General features: G+C 64.0%; 15 protein-coding genes and 1 pseudogene. 13 read left to right on the top strand and 3 right to left on the bottom strand.

Features of this window, described 5'->3' with window-relative positions:
- The first annotated feature begins 48 nt into the window (after positions 1 to 48).
- Positions 49 to 2,796 carry a DNA polymerase I gene (gene polA / locus Q6A47_RS03225; protein ID WP_304482999.1) on the top strand — a complete coding sequence of 916 codons (2,748 nt, stop codon included), beginning with the start codon at positions 49 to 51 and terminating at the stop codon, positions 2,794 to 2,796.
- Between the two features lie 298 nt (positions 2,797 to 3,094).
- On the opposite strand, the gene yihA is transcribed toward polA, so the two are convergent.
- Entirely contained in the window at positions 3,095 to 3,727 is a 633-nt protein-coding gene (yihA, locus tag Q6A47_RS03220; RefSeq protein ID WP_039582049.1) for a ribosome biogenesis GTP-binding protein YihA/YsxC, read from the bottom strand.
- A gap of 181 nt (positions 3,728 to 3,908) precedes the next feature.
- Here yihA and Q6A47_RS03215 point away from each other — a divergent pair.
- The 7 genes and pseudogenes from Q6A47_RS03215 (at position 3,909) to Q6A47_RS03185 (ending at position 11,238) form a co-directional block, all read left to right on the top strand.
- Positions 3,909 to 4,206 (top strand): annotated as a pseudogene (locus Q6A47_RS03215) (c-type cytochrome).
- Between the two features lie 31 nt (positions 4,207 to 4,237).
- Positions 4,238 to 4,855, top strand: a complete 618-nt coding sequence (locus Q6A47_RS03210; RefSeq protein ID WP_116889887.1) for a c-type cytochrome — start codon at positions 4,238 to 4,240, stop codon at positions 4,853 to 4,855.
- Positions 4,856 to 5,047: 192 nt separating this feature from the next.
- Positions 5,048 to 5,680: a thiol:disulfide interchange protein DsbA gene (gene dsbA / locus Q6A47_RS03205; protein ID WP_029612507.1), complete on the top strand. Its 633-nt coding sequence runs from the start codon at positions 5,048 to 5,050 to the stop codon at positions 5,678 to 5,680.
- An 11-nt stretch (positions 5,681 to 5,691) separates the two neighbouring features.
- Positions 5,692 to 6,546 (top strand): endonuclease/exonuclease/phosphatase family protein, encoded by an 855-nt coding sequence (locus Q6A47_RS03200; protein WP_029612508.1) that lies wholly within the window; start codon positions 5,692 to 5,694, stop codon positions 6,544 to 6,546.
- A 78-nt stretch (positions 6,547 to 6,624) separates the two neighbouring features.
- Positions 6,625 to 8,679: a GGDEF domain-containing protein gene (locus tag Q6A47_RS03195; protein WP_304482995.1), complete on the top strand. Its 2,055-nt coding sequence runs from the start codon at positions 6,625 to 6,627 to the stop codon at positions 8,677 to 8,679.
- A gap of 87 nt (positions 8,680 to 8,766) precedes the next feature.
- Positions 8,767 to 9,543, top strand: coding sequence for an N-acetylmuramoyl-L-alanine amidase (locus Q6A47_RS03190; protein WP_304482994.1), 777 nt, complete (start codon positions 8,767 to 8,769; stop codon positions 9,541 to 9,543).
- A gap of 75 nt (positions 9,544 to 9,618) precedes the next feature.
- Positions 9,619 to 11,238 carry an EAL domain-containing protein gene (locus Q6A47_RS03185; protein ID WP_304482992.1) on the top strand — a complete coding sequence of 540 codons (1,620 nt, stop codon included), beginning with the start codon at positions 9,619 to 9,621 and terminating at the stop codon, positions 11,236 to 11,238.
- A gap of 21 nt (positions 11,239 to 11,259) precedes the next feature.
- Here Q6A47_RS03185 and Q6A47_RS03180 read toward each other — a convergent pair whose 3' ends face one another.
- The gene (locus Q6A47_RS03180; RefSeq protein WP_039582039.1) at positions 11,260 to 13,038 is read right to left on the bottom strand and encodes a KinB sensor domain-containing domain; all 1,779 of its coding nucleotides are present in this window, start codon (positions 13,036 to 13,038) and stop codon (positions 11,260 to 11,262) included.
- Positions 13,035 to 14,381 carry a sigma-54-dependent response regulator transcription factor AlgB gene (algB, locus tag Q6A47_RS03175; RefSeq protein WP_039582036.1) on the bottom strand — a complete coding sequence of 449 codons (1,347 nt, stop codon included), beginning with the start codon at positions 14,379 to 14,381 and terminating at the stop codon, positions 13,035 to 13,037. Before algB ends, Q6A47_RS03180 begins: the two co-directional genes overlap by 4 nt.
- Before the next feature lie 212 nt (positions 14,382 to 14,593).
- Between algB and Q6A47_RS03170 the strand changes: the two genes are divergently transcribed.
- From Q6A47_RS03170 to gltP, 5 genes are all read left to right on the top strand, one after another.
- On the top strand, positions 14,594 to 15,415 hold the full coding sequence (locus tag Q6A47_RS03170; RefSeq protein WP_304482987.1) for a BON domain-containing protein: 822 nt from the start codon (positions 14,594 to 14,596) through the stop codon (positions 15,413 to 15,415).
- Positions 15,416 to 15,590: 175 nt separating this feature from the next.
- The gene (locus tag Q6A47_RS03165; RefSeq protein WP_039582031.1) at positions 15,591 to 15,875 is read left to right on the top strand and encodes a hypothetical protein; all 285 of its coding nucleotides are present in this window, start codon (positions 15,591 to 15,593) and stop codon (positions 15,873 to 15,875) included.
- A gap of 52 nt (positions 15,876 to 15,927) precedes the next feature.
- The gene (locus tag Q6A47_RS03160) at positions 15,928 to 16,089 is read left to right on the top strand and encodes a DUF1328 domain-containing protein (protein ID WP_023532363.1); all 162 of its coding nucleotides are present in this window, start codon (positions 15,928 to 15,930) and stop codon (positions 16,087 to 16,089) included.
- Between the two features lie 5 nt (positions 16,090 to 16,094).
- Positions 16,095 to 16,556 carry an inhibitor of vertebrate lysozyme family protein gene (locus tag Q6A47_RS03155; RefSeq protein ID WP_369811412.1) on the top strand — a complete coding sequence of 154 codons (462 nt, stop codon included), beginning with the start codon at positions 16,095 to 16,097 and terminating at the stop codon, positions 16,554 to 16,556.
- A 731-nt stretch (positions 16,557 to 17,287) separates the two neighbouring features.
- A complete protein-coding gene (gene gltP, locus Q6A47_RS03150) occupies positions 17,288 to 18,622 on the top strand; it encodes a glutamate/aspartate:proton symporter GltP (protein WP_029613190.1) in 1,335 nt (444 codons plus the stop codon).
- Positions 18,623 to 18,624: the final 2 nt, after the last annotated feature.

Raw genomic sequence — 18,624 nt, 5'->3', positions numbered from 1 at the left:
GATCCGGCTATTCTAGCGCCGGACCCGTCGAAAAGGTTGATTCCTCTCATGAGCCAAGCGCCCCTCGTCCTGGTGGACGGTTCGTCCTACCTCTACCGCGCCTTCCACGCCCTGCCGCCGCTGACCACCTCCAAGGGCATGCCGACCGGCGCGGTCAAGGGCGTGCTGAACATGCTCAAGAGCCTGCGCCGGCAGTACCCCGACGCGCTGTTCGCGGTGGTCTTCGACGCCAAGGGCGGCACCTTCCGTGACGCCATGTTCGCCGAATACAAGGCCAACCGCCCGAGCATGCCCGACGACCTGCGGGTGCAGGTCGAGCCGCTGCACGCCAGCGTGCGGGCGCTTGGATACCCACTGCTGTGCGTCGAGGGCGTCGAGGCCGACGACGTGATCGGCACCCTGGCGCGCAGCAGCGCGGCGGCCGGGCGCCCGGTGATCATCTCCACCGGCGACAAGGACATGGCGCAACTGGTGGACGGCCACATCACGCTGGTCAACACCATGACCGGCAGCGTGCTGGATGTCGCCGGCGTACACGAAAAATTCGGCGTGGGGCCTGAACACATCATCGACTTCCTCGCCCTGATGGGCGACAAGGTCGACAACATCCCCGGTGTCCCCGGCGTTGGCGAAAAAACCGCGGTGGGCTTGCTGACCGGCATCGGTGGTGGCCTGCGCGAGCTGTACGAGAACCTCGACAAGGTGCCGAGCCTGGCCATTCGCGGCGCCAAGAGCTTGCCGGCCAAGCTCGAAGAGCACCGTGATGCGGCCTTCCTCTCTTACGAACTGGCCACCATCAAGATCGATGTCGAGCTGGACATCGCCGTGGACGCGCTGGTCTGCGGCGAGCCTGACCGCGAGGCCTTGCTGGCGCTGTACACGGAAATGGAGTTCAAGAGCTGGATCGCCGACGTGCAGCGCGACGCCGCCCGCGAAGGCGCTTCGATCGAGCCGGTGGAGGCGCCGGCAGCCAAGGTTGAGGCCAGGTACGAAACCGTCCTCGATCAGGCGCGCTTCGACGTCTGGCTCGACAAGCTGCGTCAGGCACCGCTGTTCGCCTTCGACACCGAGACCACCGGGCTGGACGCGCAGCGGGCCGAGCTGGTCGGCGTGTCGTTCGCGGTCGAGCCCCACGAGGCCGCCTATGTGCCGCTGGCCCACGACTACGAGGGCGCGCCGCAGCAGTTGGACCGTGATGCGGTGCTGCTGGCGCTCAAGCCGCTGCTGGAAGACCCGGCCAAGGCCAAGGTCGGGCAGAACGCCAAGTACGACATCAACATCCTGGCCAATTGCAGCCAGCCGATCGAGGTGCGTGGTGTGGCCTACGACACCATGCTCGAGTCCTACGTGCTGGACTCCACCGCCACTCGCCATGACATGGACAGCCTGGCCCAGAAGTACCTCGACCACCGCACCATCGCGTTCGAGGACATCGCCGGACGCGGCGCCAAGCAGTTGACCTTCAACCAGATCCACCTGGACAAGGCAGGCCCCTACGCGGCCGAGGACGCTGACATCACCTTGCGGCTGCACTTGGCGCTGCAAGCCCGCCTGGCGCGTACGCCGAGCCTGCAGCCGGTACTCATGGACATCGAGATGCCGCTGGTGCCGGTGCTGGCCAAGATTGAGCGCCAAGGCGCGCTGGTCGACGCCGCCTTGCTCAAGGTGCAAAGCGGCGAGCTGGGGGTGAAGATGGCCGAGCTCGAGCGCCAGGCGTACGAGTTGGCGGGCGAGCCGTTCAACCTCGGCTCGCCCAAGCAATTGGGGGTGATTCTGTACGACAAGCTGGGCATGCCGGTGCTGAGCAAGACCGCCAAGGGTCAGGCCTCCACCGCCGAGGCGGTGCTCGCCGACCTGGCCGCCGAAGGTTATCCACTGCCGACCGTGCTGATGGAGTACCGCTCCCTGAGCAAGCTCAAGAGCACCTACACCGACAAACTGCCCGAACAGATCAACCCGCGCACCGGGCGCATCCATACCTCGTACCAGCAGGCCGTGGCCGCCACCGGGCGACTGTCCTCCAGCGACCCGAACCTGCAGAACATCCCGGTGCGTACCCTCGAGGGCCGGCGCATCCGCCAGGCCTTCGTCGCCAGTCCGGGCTACAAGCTGCTGGCGGCGGACTACTCGCAGATCGAGCTGCGTATCATGGCCCACCTGGCCAAGGACGAAGGTCTGCTGCACGCTTTCCGCAATGACCTGGACGTGCACCGGGCCACCGCCGCCGAAGTGTTCGGCGTGGCACTGGAGGCGGTCACCCACGATCAACGACGCAGCGCCAAGGCCATCAACTTCGGGTTGATCTACGGCATGAGCGCGTTCGGTCTGGCCAAGCAGATCGGCGTCGATCGCAAGCAGGCGCAGGATTACATCGACCGCTATTTCGCCCAGTACCCCGGCGTGCTGGCCTACATGGAGCGCACCCGTGCCCAGGCGGCCGAGCAGGGGTTCGTCGAGACCTTCTTCGGCCGCCGTCTGTACCTGCCGGACATCAACGCCAAGAACCCGGCCCTGCGCCGTGGTGCCGAGCGCACGGCGATCAACGCGCCGATGCAAGGGACCGCCGCCGACATCATCAAGCGGGCCATGGTCAACGTCGATCATTGGCTGGCCGACAGCGGCCTGGATGCGCGGGTGATCCTGCAGGTGCACGACGAACTGGTGCTGGAGGTGCGCGAGGACCTGGTGGAGCAGGTGCGCAACGAGATTCGTCCGCACATGAGCAACGCGGCTAAACTGGACGTGCCGTTGCTGGTCGAGGTCGGTGTCGGCGCCAACTGGGACGAAGCCCACTGAGGCGAGCGCTGGCGGTCTGCGGCGTGAGCGCGCAGGCCGCTACAGTGCGAAAGATGAAACCTGTGCAATTAGTTTTCCGGGCTCAGGAACTAAACCCGTGAAGTGCAACTCAGAGTACCTGAATGGCTGGTGAAGCCGTTCGATGCTCCTATGTTGTGTTAAGTGTTGGCAGATATCTGGATCCCGCCCTAGCGGTCCGGACTTGAACCCCGAACTTCCCCCTCCCCATATGAAGTCCGGGGTTTTTTTTGCCCGCAATTTGCCATTCGGCGTCGATCACTGCGGGCAAACAGGCACCTCACGCCGCCGGCTTGTCTTCCAGCTCCATCCAGTCCGCCAGCACCCGGTATGCCTCTTCCAGGCCCTGGCGCTTGGGCGCCGAAAACAGCTGGATGGAGGCCGCATCGCCCCAGCCCTTGCGAATCTCCGCCTGGACCTTGAGCAAGGTGTTCTTGGCCGCACCGTGGGTGAGCTTGTCGGCTTTGGTCAGCAGGATGTGCATGGGCATGCCGCTGGCCTTGGCCCAGTCGAGCATCATCTTGTCGAAGTCGGTCATCGGATGGCGCACATCCATCAACAGGATCACCCCACGCAGGCACTCGCGCCCGCCCAGATAGGCCTCCAGGTGCCGCTGCCAGTGCTGCTTGAGCGGAATCGGCACCTTGGCGTAGCCATAGCCCGGCAGGTCGACCAGGCGGCGCTCGTCGTCGAGGCTGAAGAAGTTGAGCAGTTGGGTGCGCCCTGGCGTCTTGGAGGTGCGCGCCAGACTGGCGTGGGTCAGGGTGTTGAGGGCGCTGGACTTGCCGGCGTTGGAGCGCCCGGCGAACGCCACCTCGTAGCCCAGGTCTTGCGGGCATTGTTCGACCTTGGCGGCGCTAAGGGCGAATTTGGCCTTCTGGCAGAGGCCAAGGATGGGGTTTTTGAGTTGCATGGGTTATCCGAAGTGCGTGTTGCCTGATCCAGGCCACATTTCCGTTTACGGGGAGCACGTATATAATGCCCCAGTTTTTGTGTGCTCATTCTCCCAACGTAGGAGAGCGGGCATGGGGTGCCGAACACCAGCTTGCGCATCAGAACGCAGCGCGGCCCCCAACCCTGTCAGGTCGTTGCGCATGGCGAAACGGCTGCTGGCGAGCGGTAGGTTCCACCGTTTTCAGCGCACAGGCTACACAGGATCCCGAGGCGTGACCAACCGCAGCGATGCGCAGGGTCACGCGGCATCGCCGTCATCGGCCCTCTGCAGGGCAGACAGCGTCGAGGGAGCCTGGGCTGGCGCAGGTTGTGAGCGGGCCGTTGACGCACGTTGCTCAGGGTTTCAAGGCTATGCCGTCGCGTGGATTGTGCATGGACTGCAGTACCGAGGACTACCGGTCGGTCATCCTTTGGATGAGCGGCAGTCCCGATACATAACATTTCACCCTTAGCCGTGTTGGATGAGCTGATGAACAAACTAGTCGTGAGTCTGCTGTTGACCATGGGCGTCGCAGCTGCGGCCGTTGCCGCCGAGCCCATCAAGGGCGATGCCGCCGCCGGCCAGGCCAAGACTGCGGTCTGCGGTGCCTGCCACAACCCCGACGGCAACAGCCTGGCGCCGAACTTCCCGAAACTGGCCGGCCAGGGCCAGCGCTATCTCGAAAAGCAATTGCACGATATCCAGTCCGGTAAACGCCAGGTGCTGGAGATGACCGGCATGCTCGCCGGCCTGAACGATCAGGACCTGGCCGACATCGCCGCCTATTTCGCCAGCCAGAAAGGCAGCGTCGGCGCCGCCGATCCGAAGCTGGTCGAGCGCGGCCGCGCGCTGTTCAATGGCGGCGACCTGGACAAGGGCATGCCAGCCTGCACCGGTTGTCACTCGCCCAATGGCGAAGGCATCGCCCTGGCCGGCTTCCCGCACCTGAGTGGCCAGCATGCCCAGTATGTGTCCAAGCAGCTCACCGACTTCCGTGAAGGCAACCGCAGCAACGACGGTGATGCCATGACCATGCGCACCATCGCCGGCAAGCTGAGCAACAAGGACATCGAGGCGCTGGCCAGCTACATTCAAGGGCTGCACTGAGGCACGGCGTTAACGCTCGGTTAATGCGGTGTCGTGGAATATCGGTCGGCGCGGACATCCGACCGATGGCCAGGCTGAGTGCTGGCTGCCTTTTTTGCGCGCTCAGCCGTTACACTACAGAACTCGAGCCCGTCGTGGCCTGTCTGAGCACAGGTCGCGTCGAGGCGACCACAGATCGCCCAGGAGTAAAGCATGCGTAAACTGATTCTCAGCACTGCGCTGGTCGCCGCCAGCGTCTTCGGTATGACCGCCGTCCAGGCCGCCGAGCCAGTGGCAGGCAAGGAATATATCGAGCTGAGCCAACCGGTGCCGGTGTCCGAGCCTGGCAAGATCGAAGTCGTCGAGCTGTTCTGGTACGGCTGCCCGCACTGCTACCACTTCGAACCGACCCTCAATCCCTGGGTCGAGAAGCTGCCCAAGGACGTCCACTTCAAGCGCGTTCCGGCCATGTTCGGCGGCCCTTGGGACGCCCACGGCCAGATGTTCCTGACCCTTGAAGCCATGGGCGTCGAGCAGAAGGTTCACGCTGCCGTCTTCGACGCCATCCAGAACCAACGCAAGCGCCTGACCGATCCGAAGGACATGGCCGATTTCCTCGCCACCCAGGGCGTGGACAAGGACAAGTTCCTCGCCACCTTCAACTCCTTCGCCATCAAGGGCCAGGTCAACCAGGCCAAGGAACTGGCGAAGAAGTACGAAATCACCGGCGTACCGAGCATGGTCGTCGACGGCAAGTACCGCTTCGACCTGGGCACCGCCGGCGGGCCGGAAGGCGTGCTGAACGTTGCTGACCAGCTGATCGCCAAGGAGCGCGCCGCCAAGTAGGCGGCGTCACCATGGCCCGTTTGCGTCAAACGCGAAGCGTCGGCCTGCACCAGCCGCGGGTCAACGAGCATCACCTGCAGGCCCCCGGCCTGCCGGAAGATGGTCGCCTGCGGCTGCTGAGCTTCAACATCCAGGTCGGCATCAGCACCGAGCGCTATCGTCATTACCTGACCCGCAGTTGGCAGCACCTGCTGCCGCACAACGGTCGGGCCGGCAACCTGCAGAAAATCGGCGAGCTGCTCGGCGATTTCGACCTGGTGGCCCTGCAGGAAGCGGACGGTGGCAGCCTGCGCTCGGGCTACATCAACCAGGTCGAGCACCTGGCCCAGCTCGGGGCATTCCCCTATTGGTATCAGCAGCTCAACCGCAACCTCGGGCGTTTCGCCCAGCACAGCAACGGCGTACTCAGCCGCCTGCGCCCCCAGCATCTGGAAGACCACCCCCTGCCCGGCCCAGCCGGTCGTGGCGCCATTCTGGTGCGCTTCGGCGAGGGTGAGGACGCGCTGATCGTGGTGATGATGCACCTGGCGCTGGGCGCCAAGACCCGTGCGTTGCAACTGGCCTACATCCGTGAGCTGATCGGCGGCTATCGCCACCAGATTCTCATGGGCGACATGAACACCCATGCCAACGACCTGCTCGAGCGCTCGCCACTGCGCGACCTCGGCCTGATCGCGCCGCAGGTCGAGGCCACCTTCCCCAGCTGGCGCCCGCAACGCTGCCTGGACCACATCCTGCTCAGTCCGAGCCTGACCCTGGAACGGGTCGAGGTGCTGTCCCAGCCCATCTCCGATCACCTGCCCGTGGCCGTGGAGATCCGTTTGCCCGCTGCCCTGACGCCCGATACCCTGCCGGCAGTGCGCTGAAGCGCTCAAGACTTGGCGCTTCTCGCCGACATCCAGTAGTTACCCTTCCCCGATGCCATCACCGTTGCGGACCCAGGCATGACCGACGAAGCCGAGCGCTGGAAAGAAAAGTACCTCAAGAGCCTCGAGCAGCAGGAGAAGCTGGAGCGGCGCTGGGAAGCCCGCCTGGACCTGCTGCGCCGTGGCCTGGTACGCAGCACCCTGGCTGCCGAGGGCAGCGACAAGGTGGTCGACCAGTGCATGAAGGAAATGCGCGAGGTGATCCGCGGCGACAGCATGGACGCCGGGCTCGCCGGCCTGATCCCGCGCCTGGAAACGGCGGTACTGGAGTCCGAACAGCGGCGCGAAACCCGCATGAACCAGGTCAGCGATGCGCTGACCTCGCTGGTTACCCAGTTGCAGGGCTTGGAACTCCCCGGCGATGTGTCCCGGCCGCTGAAAAAGCTGGCCAAGAAGCTCGATGGCGGCGTCAGCCAGTCGCGTGAATTGCCGCCGCTGCTCGGCGAGCTCAGCGGCTTGCAGGCTCAGGCGCTGTCGTCACTGCGCAAGGCCGGCGAGGACAGCCGCCCTGGCCTGTTCCAACGCCTGTTCGGTGGCCGGGACGAGAGCGCTGCAGCCGAGCCCGCAGAGCCGCAGGCGCAAACGCTGCGACCGCCTGCCGAAGCGGTGATCGCGTCGCGCTCGGACCCTGAGCCCGAACCCGCCAGCCAGCCCGTTGCCGAACCCATCCTTGAGCCTGAGGCGCCCGTCCCGCCGCAGCCGATGCCGCCTGTTGTCGAGGCCAAGCCCGCCCGTGCCGAGTCTGAGTCCTTGGCCGAAGCGCGTGTCGAATCGCCTGCGCAAGCGCCTGCCGTGCTCCACCCCGATCAGCCTCTGCCGCCGTCGGTCGCAGCGGCCGAGCCTGTTGTCAGTGCCGAGCCTCAGGGCGAACCCGAATCCGTCGAGGTCGTTGCGCCCTGGGCGCCTGTCGAGACACTGGCGACCCCTGAGACGCCGCTTGAGGAGGATACGTCCGCCACCACCCCGCTGGCCGAAGGTGCGCTCGATGAAGACGCCACCTACGCCCTGCCCGATGCCGCGGAGCCGCCCTACAGCCAGGTTGCCGAGCATATCGAGCACACCCTGCTTGGCCTGCTCGACGACCTCAGCCTGCCAGAGCGGCATCAGGCCCAAGCCCTGGAGATGCGCGAGCGGGTTGCCCGCGGGCTGAACTGGTACGAGCTGATTCCCGTGCTGGACGATCTGGCGGTGCTGATGCTGGCGATCAACGACAGCGGCCAGCACGAGTTCGAGCGCTATCTGCAACAGATCAACGAGCGCCTGGAAAGCTTCCAGAGCCATTTGCAGGAGGCTAGCGCAGGGCACGCCGACAACAGCAGCGCCGCGCGCCAACTGGACGACCAACTGCGCGAGCAGGTCGACGGCCTGCAAAGCAGCGTGCAGGGTGCAGTCGACATGGACAGCCTCAAGCAGTTGCTGGACAGCCGCCTGGAGGGCCTGCTGGTCACCCTCGATCAGCACCAGCACGAACGCGACCGCCGCGAGCAGGCCCTGGCCGTGCGCTTGCAGGGCTTGGCCGAGCGCGTCAGCAGCATGGAGCAGGAGGCGCTCGGCTATCGCGAGCACCTCGAAGAGCAGCGGCAGAAGGCCCTGCTCGATCCGCTCACCGGATTGCCCAACCGCGCCGCCTGGGCCGAGCAGGTCGAGCGCGAAGTCGGCCACTGGCAGGCCGAGGGCGGGCACCTGGCCATGGCCATCCTCGATCTCGACCACTTCAAGCGCATCAACGATGGCTACGGCCACTTGGCAGGCGACAAGGTACTGAAGATCGTCGCCGATCAACTGCGCAAACGCCTGCGCGGGCGTGACTTCATCGCCCGCTTCGGCGGCGAGGAGTTCGTTCTGCTGCTGCCGCAGAGCGCGCCGGAGGCGGCGTTGCAGGTGGTCGAGGGCTTGCGTGCGGCGGTCGCGGCCTGCCCGTTCCATTTCAAGGGCGAGCGCGTTGTGGTCACCACCTCCATCGGCCTTACTGCGCTGCGCTCGGGCGAACGCGGCGAGCAGGCACTCAAGCGTGCGGACGAGGCGCTGTACCGTGCCAAGAGCCAGGGCCGCAATCGGATCGAGCTGGGCTGACCGTCAGATCCAAGGTTTTCCTGACTGGGTAATCGCCAGCAGCTCGTTATACTGTATCGCTGACTGCCCTGATGACGTGCCCCGCCAATGAAAACCCTGATCACCACTCTGTTCCTCGTGCTCCTCACCGGCTGCTCCAGTGGCCTGCGCATCGACCGCAGCCACCCCTCGGCCAACCAGGACAGCCGCATCCAGTTCGTCGTCCTGCATTACACCAATGCTTCGCTGGAGCGCTCTCTGGCGCTACTCACCCACGGTGAGGTCAGCAGTCATTACCTGGTTGGCGATGGCAATGCCACGGTCTATCAGTTGGTGGATGAAAACCGCCGCGCCTGGCATGCCGGCGAAAGCCAGTGGCAGGGCCGCACTTGGCTCAACTCCAGCTCCATCGGCATCGAGATCGTCAACCCTGGCTACACCGACACGCCGACCGGGCGTGTCTGGCACCCGTACAGCGAAGCGCAGATCCAGGCCGTGATCGCCCTGGTCAAGGACATCGTTCAGCGCAATGGCATCGCACCGCGCAACATCATCGGTCACAGCGACATCGCGCCGCTGCGCAAGCTCGACCCAGGGCCGATGTTCCCTTGGAAGCGCCTGGCCGATGCCGGGCTCGGCATCTGGCCGAATGCCAATGCGGTGGCACGTCAGCGAGTGTATTTCGAAGCCAACCCGCCCAGTGCGCTGTGGTATCAGCAGCAGTTGGCACGGTTTGGCTACGCCATCGAGCAGACCGGCGAGCTGGATATCGCCACCCGCCACGTGATCGGCGCCTTCCAGATGCGTTTCCGCCCGCAGTTGTTCGACGGCACGCCCGATGCGCAGACAGCCGCGATGCTGCAGGTGCTCAATACCCAGCGTTGAGCCGGCAGGCTAAATCGTCACGAGCCAATTCACCATCCAGTTGCTATACCTTGGTTATTCAACTGGATGCCGCGCATGCCCTTGTTCATCGCCACCGTGCGTCAAATTATCAGCAGTCCCTGGTTGCAGGCGGTACTGGTGGCGCTGGCCAGCGCCAGTGTGCTGCTGGCGGCCAGCGTCGGTGTGTCGGTGCAACAAGCCAGGCAGCATGAAAGCGCGCAGATGAACGCGCGCGGCGAGCGCTTCCTGGAGCGCCTTGAGCAAATCTTCGGGCAGTTGCGCGAGGGCGTCGATCATTTGCAGGCGGTCGCCAGCCGCCAATGCGATGCGCCCATGCGCCAGGCCCTGCGTGAGGTGGGGTTGAACTATCGCTTCGTCTACGAAGCGGTCTATCTCGACGGAGCCGTCGCGTGCTCAAGCCGAGGTGGCGGCCAGGTCATCCGGCCTGATCGCGCCCCCGATATCCATGGTCCCACCTACAGCTATTGGCTCAATACCTCAGCCGAACCCAACGACAACCTCGCCGCGCTGGTGCTGGGGCGAGGTTCGTTCCTGGTCTCGACCTCGCGCGGACACCTGGCTGACGCGGTGGACCTGCCGCAGGGCGGCAGCCTGCTGGTGGTGCTCGATGGCGGCCGGCGCGCCATCCCGGTCCTGGGCCCGCCGCAGCCCTGGCCTCCGACGCCCGACTGGCCACCGCCCTCGCCCAAGGCCCTGCTCGAACTGAGCGATCGCCTGATTTACCGCATGCCCACCCAGTTTCCCGACTATCAACTCGTGCTCATCGTGCCCCGGCAGAGCCTGCCCCTGCCGGGCGACACGTTGCTGTGGCTGATGATCGGCGCCAGCCTGCTGTTGGCCAGCCTGCTGGGATGGCTGACGCTGCGCCTGATTCGTCGCCGCCGCTCATTGGGCGCGAAGCTGCGCAAGGCCTTGCGGCGCGGTGAGTTACAAGTGCTGTACCAGCCGATCTTCGAGCTCGACAGCCGCCGCTGTGTGGGCGCCGAAGCGCTGGTGCGCTGGCGGCGTGCGGACGGCAGCCTGACCAGCCCCGAGCTGTTCATTCCGCTGGCTGAGGACACCGGACAGATCCAGCAGATCACCGACTTCGTGCTGCAGCGTGTGCTGGAGCAACTGAGCCCGCTGCTGCGGGCTCATCGTCATTTGTACATTTCGATCAACCTCGCCGCCTGCGACGTCATGCTGCCGCGCATCGGTCATGTCGCCGCGCGGCTACTGGCCCAGCACCGTGTGCCCGCGCAGCAACTTGCGTTCGAAGTCACCGAGCGCAGCCTGGTCGATGTGGTCGCTGCGCGCGATACCTTGCAGGCCCTGCGCGCAGCGGGTCACCAGATCCTGATCGACGACTTCGGCACCGGCTATTGCAGCCTGTCGTACTTGCAGGCCTTGCCGGTGGATGGCCTGAAGATCGACAAGGCCTTCATCGAGGTGCTCGGCCAGGACACGACCAATGGTGCCATCGCCCCGCACATCATCCGCATGGCCCATGACCTGCACTTGCGGGTGATCGCCGAAGGGATCGAGTCGGAAGCGCAGGCGGCGTTGCTGACCCTGGAGGGGGTCAAGCATGGACAAGGATGGTTGTTCGCCCATCCGCTGAGCGCCCGGGAGCTGATCGACTCGATCGGCCTCGGGCGTCGAGTGCAGCCGCGCTGGCGCAAGGCCAAGCCCTGAACGGCCAGCCTGCGCTCGTCCTCAGACCGGCAGCGCCATGTAGAACTGCGTGCCCTGCCCTGGCCGTGAGAACACGCCCATGCGCCCGCCATGCAGTTGCACGATCTCTTTGCACAGCGCTAGGCCCAGGCCGGCGCCACCTTTCTTGCGCCCGACCTGCACGAACGGTTCGAAAATCCGTCCCTGTTGGCCGTAGGCGATGCCCTCGCCATCGTCCTCGACACTGACGATGACGCGCTCGGCATGTCGCCGTGCATGCAGGCGGATGTGACCGCCGCTGGCGGTGTGGCGGATGGCGTTGTGCAACAGGTTGTCCAGCACCCGGTCCAGTTGCGCGGCGTCGGCCTGGATGCGCGGCAAGGGTTGCTCGAGCTCGCTGACCAGCTCGATCTGTTTGTCTGCGGCCGATTCGGCGAAGCGCGCCTGCGCCCGCTCGAGCAGTTCGTCGATGGCGCAGGGCGCCAGCTCCAGCTTCTGCAAGCCATTCTGGTAGCGGGAGAAGTTGAGCAGGTCGTTGATCAGTTGGGTCAGGCGCTGCATTTCTTCGCCGATGGTGTCGAGCAGATCGTGCTCGCGGGCCTCGGGTGGGAACTTGACCCGTTCGCGCAGCAGGCCGAAGGCCATGTGCATGCCGGTGACCGGTGTGCGCAACTCATGTGAGGCGCGCAGGACGAACTCGCTGCGCACGCGCTCGAAGGCGCGCTGCTCGGTGACGTCGTGCAGCACCATCACTGCACCCAGGATCGGTCCTTGAGGGTGGCTGACCGGGGTCAGGCTGAAGGTCAGCAGCCGGGTTTCTTCGTCGATCTCGATGCTCAGGTCTTCCGGCGCACGGTCCAGGCTGCCGCCGCGCAGGACCTGGCGTATCTGCTGCTCCAGCTCAGGTCGATTGAGTGCTTCGGCCAGGCTGCTGCCGACCCGCGAAGCGTCCCAGCCCAACTGGCGCTGAGCGACCGGGTTGAGGTGCTCCAGACGGCCCTGGCGATCAATGATCAGCAGGCCGTCGTCGATGCTGTCGAGCACTGCCTGCAAGCGCTGCTGCCCGGCCAGCAGTTCGTCGACATTAGTGGCCTGGTGCTTGCGCAGGGCATCGGCCATCAGGCCGAAGCGGCGTGTCAGCAGGCTGAGCTCATTGGCTTGAGTGATTGGCAGGGTCACCTCGAAGTTGCCCTGGCCGACCTGGTCGGCGGCCTTGGCCAGCGCCTCGATCGGCTGGCCGAAGCGACGCGCCAGGTTGTGCGCGGTGACGAAGCCCAGCACCACCACCGTCAGCCCCATCAGGCCGAGCACTCCGCTGACCAGCAATGCGCGCTCGCGGGTGTGCTCTTCACTGCGGGCGATCTGCTCCAGGGCCTGGCGATGCGAGTCGATCAGGTCGTTGCGCACCTGGTTGAAGGCGGCGCCCAGTGGGTTATCCAGGCCCATGCTGCGCCACGGCTCTGGGCTGTCGCGGTAGGCCCGGAGAAAGCTTGGGTAGTGGCTCTGCGCCTTGCCAAAGCCCGTGCGCTCGCCGCCCTGTTCCAGACCGTTCGCCAACAGCGTGCTGAAGCTGTCCTGCAGGTGGGTCAGGCTTTTCGGATCGGTCTGCGGGTCGAGGATCAGCGTTAGCTGCTCACCCAGGTTCTGCCGCAGCTTCAGGCCGATTTCCAGGGTGTGATTGGTCTCGCGCACCATCTGCTGCTGCACCGAGGCCATCTGCAGCACGCTGATCAGCCCCAGTGCCAGGCCCAGCAGCGCGACGGTCACCAGCGCCGAAAGGCTGAGGAACAGCCGCGTGCGCAGCTTCATGTGCCATTTCACAGGTTGTACTGCTTGCGTTTGCGGTACAGCGTCGAGGCGTCGATGCCGAGCGTCTTGGCGGCTTGGTCGAGGGTGTCGCTGGCGGCCAGCACTGCACCGATGTGCGCGCGTTCCAGCTCGTCCAGGCTCAGGGCTGCGCCGACCCGTGGGGCGTTGCCGGTGGGTTGCTCGCCCATGCCCAGGTGGGTGATTTCCACGCGCTCCTGCGGGCAGATGATGCTGGCGCGTTCGATCACGTTGCGCAGTTCGCGGATGTTGCCGGGCCAGCGGTAATTGAGCAGTGCCGAGCGGGCTTCGTCGCTGAAGCCGCGGGCCGGACGCGAGTATTCCTTGACGAAGCGCGCCAGGAAACGGTCGGCCAGGGTGAGGATGTCTTCGCTGCGCTCGCGCAGGGGCGGCAGGTGCAACGTGATGACGTTGAGGCGGTACAGCAGGTCTTCGCGGAAGCGACTCTCGCGCACCATTTCCTCGAGGTTGAGGTTGGTTGCCGCCAGGATGCGCACATCGGCGCGACGGGTGACCGGATCGCCCACCCGCTCGTATTCCTTGTCCTGAATGAAGCGCAGCAGCTTGGGTTGCAGGGTCAGCGGGAAGTCGCCGATCTCGTCCAGGAACAAGGTGCCGCCATCGGCCTGGTTGACCCGTCCAAGGGTGCTCTCGCTGGCGCCGGTAAAGGCCCCGCGGGTGTGACCGAACAGTTCGCTCTCCATCAGCTCGGCGTTGAGCGACGGGCAGTTGATGGTGACGCAGGCCTTGCGTGCGCGTTTGCTCCAGCCGTGGATGGCGCGGGCCAACTCGCCCTTGCCGGTACCCGACTCGCCGAGGATAAGAATGTTGGCATCAGTGGTGGCCACCTGCCGTGCGGTTTCCAGCACCGCCATCATTTGTGGACTGTGCGAATCCAGGCCGTCCTTGGGTTTGCGCACTTCGCCTTCGAGCGCTTCCAGTCGAGCCGACAACTGCCGCACCTCCAACTGCTTGGCGGTGGCCAAGCGCAGTTGATCGGGGCTGCAGGGCTTGACCAGGTAATCGGCGGCGCCAGCCTGGATGGCGTCCACCGCGGTGTCGATCGCCGAGTGTGCGGTGACGATGACGACCCGCATCCATGGCGCCTGGATACGCATTTGCGCCAGCACATCCAGGCCATTGTCTTCACCCAGGCGCAGGTCGAGGAAGCACAGATCGAACACCTGGCGCTGCAGCAGTGTCTCTGCCTGGGCAGCACTGTTGGCCGTGGCGACGTTGTAGCCCTCGTCTTCGAGGCAGTAACGGAAGGTACGCAGGATCGCGGACTCGTCGTCCACCAGCAGAATGCGGCCTTGGTTATCCTGGGCTGATTCCATTTTTCCTGCGCTCCTGTGGGAATGATCTGGGTTAGTGTCGGAAAAATCGGGCAAGTTGCATGGTCGATTCTGAAGGATTACGCCCTATGCATGCTAGCTGTTGCCTAGGTTATTGGTTAACCAATTGAAATAGTTAGGTTTTTTACGCTTTTTCAGCCTGGCATGCAGGTTGCGATGAGCGTGGGATTTGTCACGAATAAAGGAGAAGCCCAATGTCTTTGTTCTCGCGTCATACCGTCCTGGCCGCCAGCCTGTTGTTGGCAGCGGTCCCCGCCTTTGCCGATTCCGTACAGGACGCTCGCCTGGAGGGCGCGGTGCAGACAGCGGTGTCCCTTAACAAACTGCTCAACCCGTTCCGCATCGAAGTCCAGGTCGAGGGCGCCCAGGCCCGCCTTAGTGGCGAAGTGGAAAATCCGGTCGAGCGTGATCTGGCAGAGCGCGTGGCCCTGGCTACCCGGGGTATCGAGCGAGTGAACAACCAGCTACAGGTCAATCCGCAACTGGCCGAGCGACCGCTGGAATTGCGGGCCTATGCCCAGCGCCTGGAAGACGCCACCCTCACCTCCGTCATTCGCGCTCGGCTGTTGTGGAGCCGGGTAACCGAGAAGGCGTCGATCGAGGTCGAGAGCCGCGAGGGCGTGGTGACCATGCGTGGGCGAGTGGACAACGTCGAGGCCAAGGAACAGGCCGGGGTGATCGCCCGAACGACCGAGGGTGTGTATCTGGTCAATAACCTGATCAGCCTGGACTCGGCCGCCATGGCGCTGGCCCGCGACAAGCCAGTGACCGCGCCGAGCGGGCCGCAGCCCAGCGATGCCTGGATCATCGACAAGGTGCAAAGCAGCTTGCGCTTCAGTCGCAACCTGGACGGCCCGAATATAAAGGTGGCGAGCCAGGACGGCATGGTGCGCTTGTCCGGTGAAGTGGTGAGTAATGAACAGAAGTCCATCGCGGTGCAGATCGCCGGGCAGATCCTGGGCGTTCGTGGGGTCGACGCCGATCTCTTGAAGGTCGCCAGCAAGGTCGAGGGGTGATCGTGCAAAACGCACGGGCTGGACGACGTCATCGTGCAGGATACGTTCCCCAGTGGTTTTGATTTATTTGTTAACTCATTGATTCATAAGGTTTTTTATTTGATTAAAAACCTGGCATGCAGGCTGCAATACCTACTGCAAGAGTTGGATAACAACATTTGCAGGAGTCGCCGGCATGAATCGCCAATCCGTCAATCGTTCGCAGGTCGCCGCGTTGTCCGTACACCCGATGGTGTATCTGGTTGTGGCTCTGGTACTGACCCTGGCTGCCGGCCTGTTCTACCACAGCGTGCAGACCGCACGTCTGGCCGATCAGGTGGCTGCGCAAACAGCGCTGCTGGCGCAACTTCGCACCACCCACGCCAACACCTTGGTTCGAGCCGCTCAACCGCTGCCGGCGACCAATGCCTCGCCGGCCACGGTCGAGCGCATCGTTCCACAAGAGCGCTGGGTGTTCTGACGGCACACCGATTCAACCCTGGAAAGAATCCCGAAAAGAAAGGAGAAACACCATGCTGAGCTGGGCTATCACATTCCTGATCATCGCTATCGTCGCCGCAGTGCTGGGCTTCGGTGGTATCGCCGGCGCCGCGACCGGTATCGCCAAGATCCTGTTCATCGTGTTCCTGGTGCTGTTCGTCGCCTCCTTCTTCTTCGGACGCGGACGTCGATGAAACAGATGCTCCGCAATGTCCTGGCCACCGCCCTGCTGCTGGGCGGTGCGACCGGGGCGCTGGCAGGTAATGACGGTCAGATGCGAGTGGGCCAGCTGCTAGGGTCTGACGAGCAGTATCGGCAGGCTTGGCAGAAGGCGATCAAAGGAGAGGAGCGGTTGCCCGAATGGGTGATCAACCTCAGCGGCAGTTCGAATGAGCAGATGTCCGCCGTCACCGAGGACGGTGACAAGTACATGGTCGGGCCGCTCTGCGAGTCCGAGACCAACTGCAAGTACAAGCGTTTGATCGTAGCGTTCAGCTGGGACAAGGACGATGCCTACGCAATGTTGGTCGAAGTGCCCGAAGGCCTGCCTTCGGACAAGTCGCCAACGCGGCATGCTGATTACCGCTGGCTGGGTAAACCGGACGAAGGCATGCAGCAGTTGCTCAAGGAGCAGCTCAAGCGTGACCCGAACTGGTACTGACCAGCGGTCGTCGTTTGTAATCAGATGGAAGCCTGCAGCCTTCAAGCTTGCGGCTTCCATGATGCGCGGCGCCGATGAGGGGCTGCACATGACCAGGGGGCCGGGCTGCTTTGATCGATTCAGGTTCGGAGTGGCCTAGGGGTACAGGGAGTACCCCCGATGAGGGCCGGGTCAGGAGCGACAGCATCGGAAGATCCAGGTCAGTGCGGGCACATGCAGACCCGTTACGCTGACCTGGCTTCCGGAGCGTCCATTGATCGTTTGAAACGCTGCTTTACGCAATTTCCCGCCGAGACACATTTTGTCTCAACCGTATGTCGAAAAAAAACCTGCGCTTCGGTTCTGCCAGTGGACCGTGAAAGTGCCCATTCGGATTGTCGAACACCCTCCTTTTAGCGCTCTGCGCATCTGGTCATTTCGGCCGTGAAATGGCACGTCGGTCGTGTTCGGAAAACCGAATACGGGGATTTTTCAGCGGCTGTATTGGCCGAAATAGCCGCTTCTGTTATGCCGATTCGGCATGGGGTAGTCGTTTACGGCATTAGACTGGCCCGGCCCTCGTCGCAATAGTTGCGCCTTTTTCGCAAGCCCGAGCGTTCTTTCGCTCGCGGGCGGCGGCCTTCCAAGCGGGTCGCCGGACGGAAGCCCATCGCTGGCCGTTTCATTGCCGAAGGCTCTGGGACGCGCTTTATAGTCGGGCAACCCAAGACCACTACAACAAAGGTAATGACATGAAGAAGGCAAAACTGAGCCTCGCCTGGCAGATCGTGATCGGTCTGGTACTGGGCGTTGCAGTCGGCGCGCTACTGAATCATTTCAGTGCAGAAAAGGCATGGTGGATCAGCAACGTCCTTCAGCCCGCCGGCGACATCTTCATTCGCCTGATCAAGATGATCGTCGTCCCGATCGTGATTTCGTCGCTGATCGTGGGTATCGCCGGGGTTGGCGATGCGAAGAAACTGGGCAGCATCGGCCTGAAGACCATTCTCTACTTCGAAGTGGTGACCACGATCGCCATCGTGGTGGGCCTGGTCATGGCCAACGTGTTCCATCCGGGTGCCGGCATCGACATGAGCACCCTCGGTACCGTCGATATTTCCAAATACCAGGCCACGGCGGCCGAGGTGCAGCATGAGCATGCGTTCATCGAAACCCTGCTCAACCTGATCCCGTCGAACATCTTCGCCGCGCTGATGCGTGGTGAAATGCTGCCGATCATCTTCTTCTCGGTGATGTTCGGCATGGGGCTGTCGTCGCTCAATGCCGAGCTGCGCGAGCCGCTGGTGCGGACCTTCCAGGGCGTGTCGGAGACCATGTTCAAGGTCACCCACATGATCATGAACTACGCGCCGATCGGTGTGTTCGCCCTGATCGCCGCCACGGTCGCCAACTTCGGCTTCGCCTCGCTGCTGCCGCTGGCCAAGCTGGTGCTGCTGGTGTACTTCGCCATCGCCTTCTTCGCCTTCATGGTGCTGGGTCTGGTGGCGCGGGTGTTCGGCTTCTCGATCATCAAGATCATGCGCATCATGAAAGACGAGCTGATCCTCGCCTACTCCACGTCCAGCTCCGAGACCGTGCTGCCACGGGTGATCGAGAAGATGGAGAAGTACGGCGCGCCGAAGTCGATCTGCTCGTTCGTGGTGCCCACCGGCTACTCGTTCAACCTCGACGGCTCGACCCTGTACCAGAGCATCGCGGCAATCTTCATCGCCCAGCTGTATGGCATCGACCTGTCCATCGGCCAGCAACTGATGCTGGTGCTGACTCTGATGGTCACCTCCAAAGGCATCGCCGGTGTGCCGGGCGTGTCCTTCGTGGTGCTGCTGGCGACCTTGGGCAGCGTGGGTATTCCGCTGGAAGGCCTGGCGTTCATCGCCGGTGTCGACCGCATCATGGACATGGCCCGTACCGCCCTGAACGTGGTGGGCAACGCCCTGGCTGCGGTGGTGATCGCCAAGTGGCAGGGGATGTACGACAGCGCCAAGGGCGAGGCGTACTACAACTCGCTGTTCCAGGCCGGCGCCAAGCCACACGCCGTGGCGACGGGCAAGACCGTCAACCAGTAAAC

The organism is Pseudomonas boreofloridensis (assembly GCF_030580795.1).
GTDB lineage: Bacteria > Pseudomonadota > Gammaproteobacteria > Pseudomonadales > Pseudomonadaceae > Aquipseudomonas > Aquipseudomonas boreofloridensis.
Note: the sequence above shows the minus strand (reverse complement) of the source record. Positions and strands in the feature narration are given on the sequence as shown.

Bases quoted from the DNA above. Each gene is read 5' to 3' on its own strand.
- gltP (WP_029613190.1), top strand. From the start codon at position 17,288: ATGAAGAAGGCAAAACTGAGCCTCGCCTGGCAGATCGTGATCGGTCTG.
- polA (WP_304482999.1), top strand. From the start codon at position 49: ATGAGCCAAGCGCCCCTCGTCCTGGTGGACGGTTCGTCCTACCTCTAC.
- dsbA (WP_029612507.1), top strand. From the start codon at position 5,048: ATGCGTAAACTGATTCTCAGCACTGCGCTGGTCGCCGCCAGCGTCTTC.
- Q6A47_RS03170 (WP_304482987.1), top strand. From the start codon at position 14,594: ATGTCTTTGTTCTCGCGTCATACCGTCCTGGCCGCCAGCCTGTTGTTG.
- Q6A47_RS03190 (WP_304482994.1), top strand. From the start codon at position 8,767: ATGAAAACCCTGATCACCACTCTGTTCCTCGTGCTCCTCACCGGCTGC.
- Q6A47_RS03165 (WP_039582031.1), top strand. From the start codon at position 15,591: ATGAATCGCCAATCCGTCAATCGTTCGCAGGTCGCCGCGTTGTCCGTA.
- Q6A47_RS03160 (WP_023532363.1), top strand. From the start codon at position 15,928: ATGCTGAGCTGGGCTATCACATTCCTGATCATCGCTATCGTCGCCGCA.
- Q6A47_RS03195 (WP_304482995.1), top strand. From the start codon at position 6,625: ATGACCGACGAAGCCGAGCGCTGGAAAGAAAAGTACCTCAAGAGCCTC.
- yihA (WP_039582049.1), bottom strand. From the start codon at position 3,727: ATGCAACTCAAAAACCCCATCCTTGGCCTCTGCCAGAAGGCCAAATTC.
- Q6A47_RS03200 (WP_029612508.1), top strand. From the start codon at position 5,692: ATGGCCCGTTTGCGTCAAACGCGAAGCGTCGGCCTGCACCAGCCGCGG.
- Q6A47_RS03210 (WP_116889887.1), top strand. From the start codon at position 4,238: ATGAACAAACTAGTCGTGAGTCTGCTGTTGACCATGGGCGTCGCAGCT.
- algB (WP_039582036.1), bottom strand. From the start codon at position 14,381: ATGGAATCAGCCCAGGATAACCAAGGCCGCATTCTGCTGGTGGACGAC.
- Q6A47_RS03155 (WP_369811412.1), top strand. From the start codon at position 16,095: ATGCTCCGCAATGTCCTGGCCACCGCCCTGCTGCTGGGCGGTGCGACC.
- Q6A47_RS03185 (WP_304482992.1), top strand. From the start codon at position 9,619: ATGCCCTTGTTCATCGCCACCGTGCGTCAAATTATCAGCAGTCCCTGG.